We start from the raw sequence: 14,964 nt of genomic DNA, 5'->3' as shown, positions 1-14,964 counted from the left end.
CTTAACAACCTCAAGACGTTTCTCAAAGGAGTATTTTGGCTTTGCCATATAAGGGACTATTCCATTTTATAGTCCAACTAAATGGGTGCAGTGCACAGCAACATCTCCTGCCAGGCTGGGACATCGCCCAGGTATCGCCCGGCATCCAGCACCTGTAACTGCCCGGCGTTATTGCGAAGTGCAAAAGTGGGGAAACCACGGCCACCAAGCTCAGCCAGTAGCGCCCGGCTTTCAGCAATATGCTGATTCAGGATTTCACCGTCGATGGCCTGCATTTCTGCGCTAAAAGCCGGGGCCGATAAGCCAAGTTCCTGGGCCAACGCTTCCAGAACCGGTAAATCTGCCACACGCTTGCCATGCTGGTAATGCGCCACCTGAATAAGATGCAGCATATCGAGCCCGCGCCCGGCCAGCTTTTGCGCCGCAAGAATCGCGCACGTAGGCGGGGCCGAGTCCATCACTGCCGTGGTATCCAACAACAAGCCATTGATATACGCATCACCGAACGGCTGCCCGGTCATGGCGGCAATCCGCGCATCATGCTCGATAACATGCCCGCGCCACTGCGCATCTATGGTGCGACGGTGGTTGCCCACCATCATGCCGCCGCCATGCAGGGTAATCGAAACTCCGTTGAGCGCACGAGCCGCCTTCACCAGCGGTGCCACGCCGTAGCACCAGCCACAGAGCGGGTCGAAAATGTAATGCAGAGTGTGAGTTGTCATTTTGCCTCCTGGTTACTGCGGCCAGCTCATCTCACCTTTAAGCACTTTCGCACTGAGATCCAGGCTCGACTCATCTTTTAGGCCCGGATACTGCTTTTTCATCCCCGCAATCAGTTGAGCTGAATCTTTGGCTTTCGGCAACGCGTTTTCAAGCGTCGTCAGGTAGTTTTGCGTAAAGCTTACCGACTCAAGCGTTTGCGGTGCGCCCGGCAGGAAATGGCCTGGAATCACGACTTCCGGTTTCAGGGCTTTGATGCTTTCCAGCGTTTGCTGCCAGTCGGCACGCGATTGCAGCGTTTGAGTATCAGCCACCCACAGATGAATATTATTGCCCGCCACTGGCACCCCGCCCACCACCGCTTTTAGCGCGGGGATCCACACATAGGTGCGGTCTGGCGTTGGGCCTTTTACTTCGATTTTCTGGCCGTCAACCATGAAGCTGTTGCCCTGAAGCGGCTGCGGCACCACCACCGATTGTGGTGCGTTCTCTTTGAGAATCGGTCCCCAGTAAGCCAGTTTACCGTCCTTTGAGGCATTAATCGCCGCAATGGTTTCCGGCGTGGCGACGATTTTTGCCTGCGGGAACGCGGCCTTAATTTTGTCCAGACCGAAGTAGAAGTCCGGATCAGAATGGCTGATGTAAACGGTCGTCAGCGTTTTGCCGGTCGCTTTGATCTTCTGAATCAGCTGCTCGGCGTCGTTACCCTGGAACTGCGCGTCAATCAGCACCACTTCTTTCTCGCCGCTGACTATCTCGGATGACACCGGGAACACACTTTTCTCACCGGGATTGTAGACTTCCATCGTTAACGGGCTGGCGGCGTGTGCCAGAGTCGTAATGCTTGCGAGAGTCAGAGTAAGTACAGATTTTTTAAACATAGCAGATGCCCTAAATTGTCTTAATGATGGGCATATCTTACGTTGCATAAATTGATACAAAAACCGGATAATAAGCAACTGTTCATTGCATAAATCGGACGAATAATGGATCGCATTACCGCCACACGGGTGTTTGTCACCATTGTCGATCTGGGCAGTATGATTGCCGCCGCAGACCATCTTGAGATGTCGCGAGCCATGGTGACGCGTTATCTGGCGCAGATGGAAGAGTGGACGGGCGCACGCCTGCTGCACCGCACCACGCGCAAACTGAGCCTGACCGATGCGGGCGAAAGAACCCTGAGCCTGTCACGCAAAATGCTCGCGGTCGCCGAAGCCATCGATCTGGTTGAGGATAATCAGACCGAGGAAATACGCGGCCTGCTGCGCATCACCTGCTCCCAGTCACTGGGGCAAACCGCGCTTGCTGGTGCCGTGACGCAGTTTCTGAAACGCCACCCGCTAGTGAGCGTCGATCTGCAAATGAACAACCGGACGGTCAGTCTGGTGGAAGAACGGATCGATCTGGCACTGCGCATCACCAATGAACTGGACCCGAATTTGATTGCCCGCCCGCTTTCCACCTGCGCCTCGGTGGTATGCGCCGCTCCTGCTTATCTGGCGGCAAACGGCACTCCGAATAATCCTGAAGATCTCGCCAGCCATAATTGCCTGACTTACAACTGGTTCGGCAAAAGCCTGTGGCATTTTGACCGTGCAGGGGAAAAATCTGCCGTGGCGGTGAGCGGCAATCTCAGCGCCAATGAATCGGTGGTGCTGCTGGCGGGGACGCTACAGGGCGCAGGGATTTCGCTCCAGCCGTACTATTCTGCCGCCCCGCTACTGGAAAAAGGTGAACTTGTAGAACTATTACCAGGCTACCAACCGCAGGCGATGGGGATCTACGGCATTTACTCCACCCGCAAACAGATGCCCGCCACGCTGCGCGCGATGCTGGATTATCTGGTGGAGTGGTTTGCCACGGATGAGCAGTGGCGAGGGACTCTGCGCTAAATATCGCCAATGATTATCTCGTTATGGTTAATCCCCCGCCATTACCCCTACTCATGAAGGGGTAATTGGCTACCCAATGTTTAGCGACTTGATTTTGCTCAATAACCAACCGGTAAATATGGGTATTTTCGCGACCATTCATACGTCATAACAATGAGGTTACGATGGACGTCAGTCGCAGAAAATTTTTCAAGATCTGTGCCGGCGGGATGGCAGGGACTACCGCCGCAGTTTTGGGATTTTCTCCCAAAGCGGCACTTGCCGAGGTACGCAACTTTAAGCTTTTGCGTGCCAAAGAAACCCGCAATACCTGTACATACTGCTCCGTAGGCTGTGGTTTGTTGATGTACAGCCTGGGCGATGGCTCGAAAAACGCTAAATCCAGTATTTTCCATATTGAAGGTGACCCGGATCATCCGGTGAACCGTGGGGCGTTATGCCCGAAAGGCGCGGGTTTGCTGGATTATATCCACAGCGAAAGCCGCCTGCGTTACCCGGAATACCGCGCGCCAGGCTCCGATAAATGGCAGCGTATTAGTTGGGAAGATGCGTTCACGCGCATCGCCCGCCTGATGAAAGACGACCGCGATGCCAATTTCGTTGAGAAGAATGAGCAAAGCGTCACGGTAAACCGTTGGCTCTCCACCGGCATGTTATGTGCGTCGGCGGCCAGCAACGAAACCGGGATGCTGACACAAAAATTTGTCCGATCCCTGGGCATGTTAGCGGTAGATAACCAGGCACGCGTCTGACACGGACCAACGGTAGCAAGTCTTGCTCCAACATTTGGTCGCGGTGCGATGACCAACCACTGGGTTGATATCAAAAACGCCAACGTTGTGATGGTGATGGGCGGCAACGCCGCAGAAGCGCATCCGGTGGGTTTCCGCTGGGCGATGGAAGCCAAAAACAACAACGACGCCACGCTGATTGTGGTCGATCCGCGCTTTACCCGCACCGCTTCGGTGGCGGATATTTATGCGCCAATCCGCTCCGGCACCGACATTACTTTCCTGTCGGGCGTGCTGCTGTACCTGATTTCCAATAACAAAATCAACGCCGAATACGTTAAGCATTACACCAATGCCAGCCTTTTGGTGCGTGACGATTTTAGTTTTGATGACGGCCTGTTTAGCGGCTACGACGAGCAAAAACGCCAGTACGACAAAACCAGCTGGAACTATCAGTTCGACGAAAACGGTTATGCGAAGCGTGACGACACGCTCACCGACCCGCGCTGCGTGTGGAACCTGCTCAAAGAGCACGTTTCCCGCTATACGCCGGAAATGGTCGAGCATATTTGCGGCACGCCGCAGGCCGATTTCCTGAAAGTGTGTGAAGTGCTGGCCTCCACCAGCGCCGCCGACCGCACCACCACGTTCTTGTACGCGTTGGGCTGGACGCAACACACCGTGGGCGCGCAGAACATCCGTACGATGGCGATGATCCAGTTGCTGCTCGGCAATATGGGCATGGCGGGCGGCGGCGTGAACGCCCTGCGCGGGCACTCCAATATTCAGGGGTTGACCGATCTCGGCCTGCTGTCCACAAGCCTCCCGGGTTATCTGACGCTGCCGTCTGAAAAGCAAACCGACCTGCAAACTTATCTGACGGCAAACACGCCAAAAGCCACGCTGCCAGGCCAGGTGAACTATTGGGGTAACTATCCGAAGTTCTTCGTCAGCCTGATGAAAGCGTTCTATGGCGATGATGCGCAAAAGGAAAACAACTGGGGCTACGACTGGCTGCCGAAGTGGGACCAGGCCTACGACGTGCTGAAGTACTTCGACATGATGGACCGCAATAAAGTCAGCGGTTATATCTGCCAGGGCTTTAACCCGGTTGCCTCGTTCCCGGATAAAAACAAAATTGTCGCAAGCCTTAGCAAGCTGAAATACCTGGTGATCATCGACCCGCTCGTCACCGAAACGTCTAACTTCTGGCAGAACCACGGCGAGATGAACGACGTGAACCCGGCGGCGATTCAGACCGAAGTGTTCCGCCTGCCGTCCACCTGTTTTGCTGAAGAAGACGGTTCGATTGCCAACTCCGGGCGCTGGTTGCAGTGGCACTGGAAAGGCGCGGATGCACCGGGAGAAGCCCGTAACGACGGAGAAATTCTGGCCGGGATTTACCACCAGATCCGCCAGCTTTATCGCGCCGAAGGCGGTAAAGGCGCTGAACCGTTGCTGAAAATGGGCTGGCATTACGAGCAGCCTGACCATCCTGAATCGGAAGAAGTCGCCAAAGAGAACAACGGCTACGCGCTGGAAGATCTCTACGATCCGTCGGGGAATTTGCTGGCGAAAAAAGGTCAGCTTCTGGACTCGTTTGCGCTGCTGCGTGACGACGGTTCTACCGCGTCTGCCTGCTGGATTTATGCCGGAAGCTGGACGGCGAAAGGTAACCAGATGGCGAACCGCGATAATGCCGATCCGTCCGGGCTGGGTAACACGCTGGGCTGGGCATGGGCATGGCCACTCAACCGCCGCATTATCTACAACCGCGCGTCTGCTGACCCACAGGGCAAACCGTGGGACCCGAAACGCATGTTGATTCAATGGAATGGCGCGAAGTGGGTCGGCAACGATATCCCGGACTACAACACTGCCGCACCGGGCAGCGGCGTGGGGCCGTTTATCATGCAGCCGGAAGGTTTAGGCCGCCTGTTTGCCATCGACAAAATGGCGGAAGGCCCGTTCCCTGAGCATTACGAGCCGTTTGAAACGCCGCTGGGCACCAACCCGCTGCACCCAAATGTGGTGTCGAACCCGGCAGCTCGCCTGTATGAAGCTGACGCCAAACGCATGGGCAAACGCAATGAGTTCCCGTATGTCGGCACCACGTATCGCCTGACCGAGCATTTCCATACCTGGACTAAACACTCGCGGCTTAACGCGATTGCGCAGCCCGAGCAGTTTGTGGAAATCAGCGTGGCGCTTGCGAAAAGCAAAGGTATTGCCAACGGCGACCACGTGAAAGTCAGCAGCAAACGCGGGTTTATTCGCGCCGTTGCGGTCGTCACGCAGCGCCTGCAAACGCTGAACGCTGGCGGGCAGGAAGTGGAAACCGTCGGTATTCCGCTGCACTGGGGCTTTGAAGGCACGGCGCGTAAAGGCTATCTCGCCAATACGCTAACGCCTTCCGTCGGTGACGCTAACTCGCAAACGCCAGAGTACAAGGCGTTTCTGGTCAACATTGAGAAGGCGTAAGGAGCGAACTCATGTCCATGCAATCTCAGGATATTATCAAGCGTTCGGCTACCAACGGCTTTACGCCGCCGCCGCAGGCTCGTGACTTCAAAGAAGAAGTCGCCAAGCTGATTGACGTCTCAAGCTGTATTGGCTGCAAAGCCTGCCAGGTCGCCTGTTCGGAGTGGAACGACATCCGCGATGAAGTCGGTCATTGCGTCGGGGTTTACGATAACCCCGCCGATTTGAGTGCCAAATCCTGGACGTTAATGCGCTTTAGCGAAACCACGCAAAACGGCAAGCTGGAGTGGCTTATCCGCAAGGATGGCTGCATGCACTGCGAAGATCCGGGCTGCCTGAAGGCCTGCCCGTCTGCGGGTGCCATTATTCAGTACGCTAACGGGATCGTCGATTTTCAGTCGGAACATTGTATTGGCTGTGGGTATTGCATCGCCGGGTGCCCGTTCAATATTCCGCGCCTGAATAAAGACGATAACCGCGTCTACAAATGCACGCTGTGTGTGGATCGAGTCAGCGTCGGCCAGGAGCCGGCCTGCGTGAAAACCTGCCCGACGGGTGCCATTCATTTCGGCACCAAAAAGGAGATGTTAGACGTGGCCGACGAGCGCGTGGCGAAGCTGCAAAAGCGCGGCTATCCGCACGCCGGGCTTTACAATCCGCAGGCGGTAGGCGGTACACACGTGATGTACGTGCTGCATCATGCCGACCAGCCGGAGCTGTACCACAATCTGCCGAAAGATCCGCAAATCGACACGCCAATCAACCTGTGGAAAGGGATCCTCAAACCGCTGTCGGCGGCAGGTTTTATCGCCACCTTCGCCGGGCTGATTTTCCATTACATCGGCGTCGGGCCGAATGAAGAAGTGGATGAAGACGAGGACGAACATCATGATTAAGCAGAGTAAATCGATTGTCAGGACGAAGTTTATCGACCGCGCTTGCCACTGGACGGTAGTGATTTGCTTCTTCCTGGTGTCGCTCTCGGGTATTGCGCTGTTCTTCCCGACGCTGCAATGGCTGACCGAAACTTTCGGCACACCGCAAATGGGCCGTATTCTGCACCCGTTCTTTGGGGTGCTGATTTTCGTGGCACTGATGTTTATGTTTGCGCGTTTCGTACATCACAATATCCCGGAAAAGCAGGACTGGCCGTGGGTGAAAAATATTGTCGAAGTGCTGAAAGGCAACGAGCATAAAGTGGCGGATGTCGGCAAATATAACGCCGGGCAGAAGATGATGTTCTGGACCATTATGAGCATGATTTTCGTGCTGCTGGTGACGGGCGTGATTATCTGGCGGCCTTATTTTGCCTCGTACTTCCCCATCAAACTGGTGCGCTACAGCCTGCTGATTCACGCGACGGTCGCCATTATTTTGATTCACGCCATCCTGATTCATATGTACATGGCGTTCTGGGTGAAAGGTTCGATAAAAGGCATGGTCGTCGGCAAAGTTAGCCGCCGCTGGGCGCAGAAACACCATCCGCGCTGGTATCGGGCGGTTCTGGCGAAAGAAGCAAAGAAAGAGAGCACTGAAGGGTTGTAGTGGATACGCCCTGTAGTCCCCGGCGAACGTTTGCCGGGGATTTGTATCAGCCGTTATTTTCCCGGACAATAGCCTTTTTGGCTATTTTCACCTGACTTCCGGCGTAACAATAATGATGAAACACCCTCTCGAAACCCTGATGAGCGCTGGCAGTATTTTGCTGCTGGCCTTTTTCTCCTGCCTGCTGCTTCCGGCTCCGGCGCTGACGATTGAACTGGCGCAAAAGCTCATCACGATGTTTCACCTGCTGGATATGAACCAGCTCTACACCATTATTTTCTGCCTGTGGTTCCTGGCGTTAGGTGCAATTGAATACTTCGTGATTCGCTTTATCTGGAAGCGTTGGTTTTCGATTGACCGTGATTGATAAGGTTATTTGTGTCGGTTGACGCTACGCGTAACCGACCTACAAAGCCTTCTGCAACACAATCGAACGAATATCATTGCCGGTTGGTGCCTGGTGAATACGCAAACCAAACTCGTCAACGACCGCGAAAATATGCTCGAAAATATCAGCCTGAATGGCTTCATATTCCAGCCATGCCACGGTATTGGTAAAGGCATAAATCTCTATCGGTAATCCTTCAGCACCAGGTGCAAGCTGGCGAACCATTAAGGTCATGTCTTTGCGAATACGCGGATGGTTTTGCAGATATTCAGTCAGATAAACGCGGAACGTGCCAACATTCGTCATTCTGCGTCCGTTAAGCACTGAAGTCCCGTCGCTATTATGCGTACGGTTATAGTCTTCAATTTCTTTACTGCGCGAATCTATATACGGTTTTAATAAACGCGCATGGGTTAAACGCTGAATTTCATCCTCTGAGAGAAAATGAATACTGGTGGTATCAATATTAATGCTGCGCTTAATACGACGGCCGCCAGATTGCGACATCCCGCTCCAGTTTTTAAAGGCATCTGAAACCAGCGCGTAGGTCGGGATAGTGGTGATGGTGTTATCCCAGTTGCGGACTTTAACGGTGGTCAGGCCGATATCGGTAACGGCACCATCTGCGCCGAACTTTGGCATTTCCAGCCAGTCACCCAGCTTTAACATGCGGTTTGCCGAAAGCTGAATCCCCGCAACCAGCCCCAGAATAGGGTCTTTAAATACCAACATTAATACCGCCGCCATCGCACCCAGGCCGCTGATAAGAATCGCTGGCGACTGACCGATGACTCTCGAAATCATCATGATACCAATGATTATCGAGCTGATTAATTTCACCCCCTGGAATATGCCTTTAAGCGGAATATTTGAGGCAACGGTAAATTTCTGTGAGAAGTTATAAATAACATCCAACAAGGAAAATAACGACAGCAAGGAATAGAGCATAATCCATAGCTGCGCGCAGATAATCAGAATCGTGCTGACATCTGTACCTTTCTGCAACCACAGCACCGCCTGAACATTAACGATGATACCTTGCAGCGCTAACGCAACCCGATGAAACAACTTGTTTTCCGTGATAATTTGCAGCCACAAATGCTGGCTGGAATTTGCACGTTTTTCAAAAGTGCGCAGAACAACTTTGTGCAGAATAAAATGGACTATTAATGAAAATACAAAAATAATACACAAAACCACAAATATGGAAGTTGTCTGGTCAATGACAATTCCAAATTTGCTAAAAAGTGAAACCAAATCTTTCATAACATCTCCTTCTGAATCAGCGCATATAATGATGGCTGATGTATTCATGTGCAACTATTAAGGCATTTTTAATATCCTGAATATTCTTTACAATATTTTCATTGCAATAATGGACACGGGATAATTCCTAACGAGAATAAAGAGATAAAATCAGCTAATACCGCGAACATTTCTCCTGGCGCTGGCTATACTGAATTCACGTAGGGTTCAGTTGCGAGAAGACAGCATGCCTTTAGGAGATTTTGTTCATTCCGACCCGTACACCCTCGGGGTGGAGCTGGAATTGCAGATAATCAATCCGCCGGGAAACGATCTGAGCCAGGATTCTTCCCTGCTGATCAGTTCGCTGAAAGAGGCGGTGACTGAGGGTGAAGTCAAACATGACATCACTGAAAGTATGCTCGAAATCGCCACCGGAGTGTGCGGCGATATCACAGAGGCTTATTCCCAACTTTCCGGTTTACGCACGCAGGTTTTGCAATCCGCAAGCCAACATCATCTGGCTATTTGCGGTGGTGGCACTCACCCCTTCCAGAAATGGCAGCGTCAGGAAGTTTGCCAGAGTGAACGATATAACCAGACTCTGGAGCTTTACGGTTATTTAATGAAGCAGGCGACCGTGTTTGGTCAGCATGTGCATATCGGCTGTGATAACGAAGAAGATGCCATTTATTTGCTGCACGGGTTGTCGCGGTTTGTGCCGCATGTGATTGCGCTGTCCGCTTCATCGCCCTACATCCAGGGGGCTGACACCACTTATGCTTCGTCACGCCTGAATATCTTCTCCGCTTTCCCGGATAACGGCCCCGCTCCATTTGTGAGTGACTGGAACGAATTCAAATGGATGTATCAACGCCTTGAGTCCAGCAGCATTGTGCAATCCATGAAAGACCTGCATTGGGATATTCGCCCCAGCCCAAAATTTGGCACGGTTGAAGTGCGCGTCATGGACACTCCTCTGACCATCACTCGCGCGGTGAATATTGCCGGTTTTCTTCAGGCACTGGCTCACTGGTTGTTAACCGAACGCCCATTCGTACCGCGTTCAGAAGATTACCTGCTATACCGTTTCAATCGTTTTCAAGCCTGCCGTTTTGGGTTTGAAGGTGTGCTGACGGATGTGCGCACCGGTGAACAACGCACGATAGCGGAAGATATTTTACCGCTGCTTGATACCCTGGCTCCGTACGCCACGCAACTTAAGGGGTTTTCAGCGTTAGAGTCCATTGAACGCTATGTGCGTAATAACGAGAGTGATACCCGACGCATTCGACAGTTTATCGCCGGTGGAGGTCTTTTAACCGAGTTGATGCGCGAACATTCTGAAATATGGGCGAATGAATAAGTTATTTTGTCCAAAATAGGATTAAGAATATTCTTGCACTCATCAAAGCCCATGACATTTCAATATATTTAGCATTGCTAAACACATCCTTAATTATAACTAATGATGCCAGCCATTTATTAACACCAAAAACATGATAAAGTGACTGGTAACATTTTATTTCAGCCGCAAGCAATACTCTCCTCTAACTTTAAACATTAATACATCTTATTAAAAGGATTTATATTGTGACTGTATTATCAAACAAGGTTATTTATATTCTTAGTGACAACCGTTTTTTGTTGCCGGGTGTCGAAAAAGCCCTTTCTAATTTTCATGCCCCAAATGCTGTACTGACGGTCAGGCACATCCCGAACAGCCAGCTTCTCGGCCTGTTAACCCAGCTTAACGATCAGAAAAATGACCCTCACACGTTTAACTACTTTATTGCTGAACGCCATGTTTTTTATATTTTAAAATCACACAACCTTTCGCCGCGCGGAGTCCTTATTCCGCCTACGGTATCAATTAGTGAATTACAGTCTATTTTATTAAAACCTAACCGAAGCACAAATGAACTCAACTCAGATTTTTATTATCGTAATACGCACTCTCATCGTGAAGTAGAAATCGTTTCGTTGCTACTCGAAGGTATGCCACATAAAAGCATTGCCGATAAGTTAGGTATTTCAATTAAAACTGTTAGCCATCATAAGCAAGTTGCGATCAGAAAAAGTGGCTTTTCAAATTTCAACGAATATTACATGCGAAATCTTTCGATTCACCCGCTGATCCAAAGCCACTAACAATTTGCTTCCTCTGGCAAAAGAGGAAGCCCCCCTCTTTTCGCCGCAATTCCCATTCATGAATTCAGCTCATAGCCCCTGCCGTATTAGGTGATCTAATCCCCTTGCGGGCGCGGTGATAGAGTTTCATTTTCGGATAACACGGCAAGCCTGGGTGAGTTTCCTATACTTCAGAGTCACTGTTGTCCATCTAACTCCGACTATAAACGTCGAATCGAGGAAAAAATGGAAGAAAAAATGAAAATTATCCAGGCGGGATCTCAGCCATCTCAATCGGGTCCGGAAAGTTACTTCACAGGTAGAGTCCGTATTGATGCACCTTTCCAGACCACGCCACCCGCCCGTACCGGCGGTGCCACCGTCACTTTTGAACCAGGCGCACGCACCGCATGGCACACACATCCGTTAGGGCAAACGCTGATTATCACTCATGGTCATGGCTGGTTGCAGGAATGGGGAGGTGCCATCCGTGAAATGAATCAAGGCGATATTGTCTGGATCCCCGAGGGCGTGAAGCATTGGCATGGTGCGACACCCGACAACGCGATGACACATATCGCCATTGCTGAATCACTCAACGGCAGCCCGGTCGAGTGGATGGAACACGTCAGCGACGATCAATACAAAAAATAGCCTCTCAATTCGGAGAATTAAGATGACGATGAAAGTGCTCGGTTATGCGGCTCAGTCCGCAGAAGTTCCACTTGCTCCCTTCGAGTTTATGCGACGCGAACCGCGTCCGGATGACGTAGTGATTGAAGTGATGTACTGCGGGGTTTGCCACTCAGACTTGCACCAGGCACGTAACGACTGGGGTTTCAGCCAGTATCCTGTGGTGCCAGGCCATGAAGTTGTGGGGCGCGTGGCCTCCGTGGGTAGCAACGTCACAAAATTTAAACCGGGCGATTATGCAGGAATAGGATGCATGGTCGACTCGTGTCGCACCTGCCATCCGTGTCAAGAAGGGCTGGAACAGTATTGCGAAGAAGGCAACACCCAGACTTATAACGGTGTGGACCGCCACGATCACCAACCCACTTATGGTGGCTACTCCCAGGCCATTGTTGCCTCACAAGATTTCGTGCTGAAAATGCCTGACGGAATGGACCTGAAAGGTGCCGCACCACTGCTTTGCGCGGGTATCACAACCTGGTCCCCTCTGCGCCACTGGAATGTGGGTAAAGGCAGTAAAGTGGCGGTTGTCGGCCTGGGAGGCCTGGGCCATATGGCGCTAAAACTGGCAAACGCGATGGGTGCCGAAGTCACGCTATTCACCCGTTCCGCCAGCAAAGAAGAAGATGCCCGCCGTTTAGGTGCGCATCACATTGTACTTTCAACCGATGAATCGCAAATGGCGTCGGTCGCCAACCAGTTCGATTTAATTATCGACACCGTACCTTACGATCATGACATCAACCCATATATGCCAACCCTCACGTTGAATGGCACGCTGGTCTACGTGGGTTTATTGGGCAAAATTGAGCCGCCCGTCAGTACGCTGCCATTGATTCTGGGCCGTCGTTCCGTTGCCGGTTCCTGCATTGGCGGTATCAAAGAGACCCAGGAAATGCTGGATTTCTGTGGTGAGCACGGGATTGTTTCCGATATCGAGATGATCAATATGCCGGATATCAACGAAGCCTTCGAACGGATGCTGAAAAGCGATGTGAAATACCGCTTCGTGATCGATATGGCGACGCTGAAAGCCTGATTCTTTCCCCCTCTCTGCAAACTGGGAGGGTTTTAACATTCCCTATCAATCCGTGTACAATCGCGCAACAAAACGGTTGTACTACGGATAGCCCGGTTGCCATCACTTTTCTCTTTATCACGCCATAAACTGCCTGCCGCACTCGCCATATTGGCGATGCTGATGCTTTTTATCGCCCCGGTGATTTCAAAATCACTGGAGCACCGGCGCGCTGCGATGAATGGCGAGCATCATATGATGAGCCACTCAGGCGGCATGATGATGGAAATGGCTGGCGAGAAAATGCCCTCGCCTTCGCATCTGATGCCAGGCATAGGCGCATCGTTGATGGATGATATCGCCTGCGGTTATTGCCAGTTGCTGCTGCATATTCCGTTGATTGTCTGGCTATTTATTCCGTTTATTTGGTTAATCTGGCGCATTTCTCGTCTTCCTCCGCCACCCGTTATTGCCCCACTTCTTGCCCAACATGATGACGCCGAAGCGCTGCCACGCGCCCCTCCTGTCGCCCTGCTTCGTTAATACACACTTCTTTTAACGACAGAGGATTATCATGTCTGCGAATCAATCTCAGCTCGCCTACCGTGGCGCGCTGCTGACGCTTTTGCGTCGCCTGCATTTCTATATTGGCCTGTTTGTCGGCCCGTTTATTTTCGTCGCGGCCCTGACCGGCACGTTATACGTTTTAACGCCGCAAATTGAGAACGCGCTTTATCATGACGCGCTCCACACTCAGGACTCAGGTCAAAACCACCCGCTTTCGCAGCAAATAGCGGCGGCTCGTCACTATATTGGCGAAGAAGCAACTATTTACGCGATACGCCCGGCACCTGACCCCGGAGACACCACCCGCGTGCAATTTGCCGATTCTTCTTTGGGAGAATCTGAGTCCAGAGCCATTTTTGTCTCTCCTTCCACGCTGGCCATTCAGGGCGATATGACGGTGTACGGCACCAGCGGCGTGCTGCCGTTGCGTACCTGGATTGATCAATTCCACCGTGGATTATTGCTCGGAGATATTGGGCGAATTTACAGCGAACTGGCGGCATCCTGGCTGTGGGTTGCCGCCCTGGGGGGTGTGGTGCTGTGGCTGACTTCACGTCCGAAACGAAAGCTAAAAGTGCGACAAACCCCGCAACGTAAAGCACGCCACTGGCACATCACTCTCGGTGCAACGTTACTGCTGGGCCTGCTGTTTTTCTCCGCGACCGGGCTGACCTGGTCGCAGTGGGCAGGTGGCAATATCGACAAAATGCGCAGTTCGCTGGGCTGGATGACGCCGCAGGTGAATACGTCCCTGGCACCGAAAACCGGCCATCAGCACCACGATCCCCATGCCGAACATCACGGCATGATGCCGGGAATGGTGATGCCAGATACCGCAGATGACAGCTGGGATCGCGTTCTGCTTGCCGCTCGCGCAGCAGGAATCGAGTCACACAAAACAGAAATTCGCCCTCCTCGTGCCGCCGATAAAGCCTGGACGGTGACTGAAATTGACCGTTCCTGGCCAACGCATGTCGATACCGCGGCGGTCGATCCCCACAGTTTTAAAGTCATCGACAGAACGTTTTTCGCCGATTTCCCGCTGGTTGCAAAACTCACGCGCTGGGGAATTGATGCCCATATGGGCGTGCTGTTTGGCCTGGCAAACCAGCTGTTACTCGCCGCATTCGGCTTTGGTCTGTGCGCGATGATTCTTCTCGGATACCGGATGTGGTGGTTAAAACGCCCGGCGATTTCTGCGAGCAATCCCGCACAAACGCTGATCGAGGCGTGGCTGGCGCTGCCTGGCTTATGGCGTGCAGCCATGGTGTTGATCGCGGCGGTATTTGGCTACTGCTTGCCTGTCATGGGCGTGAGCCTGCTGCTGTTTATTGCTGCGGATGTCGTGCGCTGGCGCAAGAGCACATTGAAATTGCAGGTTTCGTAGTTTTCCCCCTCACCCTAGCCTTCTCCCTAAGGGAGAGGGGATTGTCCGGTTTTCCCCCTCTCCTGTGGGAGAGGGCCGGGGTGAGGGTTCTCTTCAAATATTGGTCCTACCAATCCCTTCTAAAACGTGACCACCTCACGCTTACTGACAAAATGCACAAC

At 52.3% G+C, this 14,964-nt stretch carries 13 protein-coding genes and 1 pseudogene; 11 read left to right on the top strand and 3 right to left on the bottom strand.

Annotation, left to right across the window (positions count from 1 at the left end):
* Positions 1-77 precede the first annotated feature (77 nt).
* Positions 78-725: a DsbA family protein gene (locus M2371_RS17365; protein WP_259268288.1), complete on the bottom strand. Its 648-nt coding sequence runs from the start codon at positions 723-725 to the stop codon at positions 78-80.
* A 12-nt stretch (positions 726-737) separates the two neighbouring features.
* The gene (locus M2371_RS17360) at positions 738-1,604 is read right to left on the bottom strand and encodes an MBL fold metallo-hydrolase (RefSeq protein WP_259268287.1); all 867 of its coding nucleotides are present in this window, start codon (positions 1,602-1,604) and stop codon (positions 738-740) included.
* A 105-nt stretch (positions 1,605-1,709) separates the two neighbouring features.
* On the opposite strand from M2371_RS17360, the gene M2371_RS17355 reads away from it, so the two are divergent.
* From M2371_RS17355 to M2371_RS17335, 5 genes are all read left to right on the top strand, one after another.
* A complete protein-coding gene (locus M2371_RS17355) occupies positions 1,710-2,618 on the top strand; it encodes a LysR family transcriptional regulator (protein ID WP_259268286.1) in 909 nt (302 codons plus the stop codon).
* 164 nt (positions 2,619-2,782) lie between these two features.
* On the top strand, positions 2,783-5,830 hold the full coding sequence (gene fdnG, locus M2371_RS17350) for a formate dehydrogenase-N subunit alpha (protein ID WP_259268285.1): 3,048 nt from the start codon (positions 2,783-2,785) through the stop codon (positions 5,828-5,830).
* Between the two features lie 11 nt (positions 5,831-5,841).
* A complete protein-coding gene (gene fdxH, locus M2371_RS17345) occupies positions 5,842-6,726 on the top strand; it encodes a formate dehydrogenase subunit beta (RefSeq protein ID WP_172895293.1) in 885 nt (294 codons plus the stop codon).
* Positions 6,722-7,375, top strand: coding sequence for a formate dehydrogenase-N subunit gamma (gene fdnI, locus M2371_RS17340; RefSeq protein WP_172896161.1), 654 nt, complete (start codon positions 6,722-6,724; stop codon positions 7,373-7,375). The genes fdxH and fdnI overlap by 5 nt, the downstream gene beginning before the upstream one ends.
* Before the next feature lie 115 nt (positions 7,376-7,490).
* The gene (locus M2371_RS17335; protein ID WP_034494557.1) at positions 7,491-7,742 is read left to right on the top strand and encodes a DUF1158 domain-containing protein; all 252 of its coding nucleotides are present in this window, start codon (positions 7,491-7,493) and stop codon (positions 7,740-7,742) included.
* Between the two features lie 39 nt (positions 7,743-7,781).
* Here the strand turns inward: M2371_RS17335 and M2371_RS17330 are convergent, their stop codons facing one another.
* A complete protein-coding gene (locus tag M2371_RS17330; RefSeq protein WP_034493870.1) occupies positions 7,782-9,029 on the bottom strand; it encodes a mechanosensitive ion channel family protein in 1,248 nt (415 codons plus the stop codon).
* 226 nt (positions 9,030-9,255) lie between these two features.
* Between M2371_RS17330 and M2371_RS17325 the strand changes: the two genes are divergently transcribed.
* The 6 genes and pseudogenes from M2371_RS17325 to M2371_RS17300 all read left to right on the top strand — a co-directional run.
* Positions 9,256-10,374, top strand: coding sequence for a YbdK family carboxylate-amine ligase (locus M2371_RS17325; RefSeq protein ID WP_259268284.1), 1,119 nt, complete (start codon positions 9,256-9,258; stop codon positions 10,372-10,374).
* A gap of 227 nt (positions 10,375-10,601) precedes the next feature.
* Entirely contained in the window at positions 10,602-11,159 is a 558-nt protein-coding gene (locus M2371_RS17320) for a LuxR C-terminal-related transcriptional regulator (RefSeq protein ID WP_172895295.1), read from the top strand.
* A gap of 225 nt (positions 11,160-11,384) precedes the next feature.
* Entirely contained in the window at positions 11,385-11,792 is a 408-nt protein-coding gene (locus tag M2371_RS17315) for a cupin domain-containing protein (protein ID WP_172895296.1), read from the top strand.
* 22 nt (positions 11,793-11,814) lie between these two features.
* Entirely contained in the window at positions 11,815-12,870 is a 1,056-nt protein-coding gene (locus tag M2371_RS17310; protein WP_310473324.1) for an NAD(P)-dependent alcohol dehydrogenase, read from the top strand.
* A 96-nt stretch (positions 12,871-12,966) separates the two neighbouring features.
* Complete coding sequence (locus M2371_RS17305) at positions 12,967-13,392, top strand: DUF2946 domain-containing protein (RefSeq protein ID WP_259268283.1); 426 nt, start codon at positions 12,967-12,969, stop codon at positions 13,390-13,392.
* Positions 13,393-13,423: 31 nt separating this feature from the next.
* A pseudogene (locus M2371_RS17300) lies at positions 13,424-14,779 on the top strand (PepSY-associated TM helix domain-containing protein); the annotation flags it as partial.
* Between the last annotated feature and the right edge of the window lie 185 nt (positions 14,780-14,964).

Origin of the sequence: Buttiauxella sp. BIGb0471, assembly GCF_024807715.1 — a bacterium.
GTDB lineage: Bacteria > Pseudomonadota > Gammaproteobacteria > Enterobacterales > Enterobacteriaceae > Buttiauxella > Buttiauxella agrestis.
Note: the sequence above shows the minus strand (reverse complement) of the source record. Positions and strands in the feature narration are given on the sequence as shown.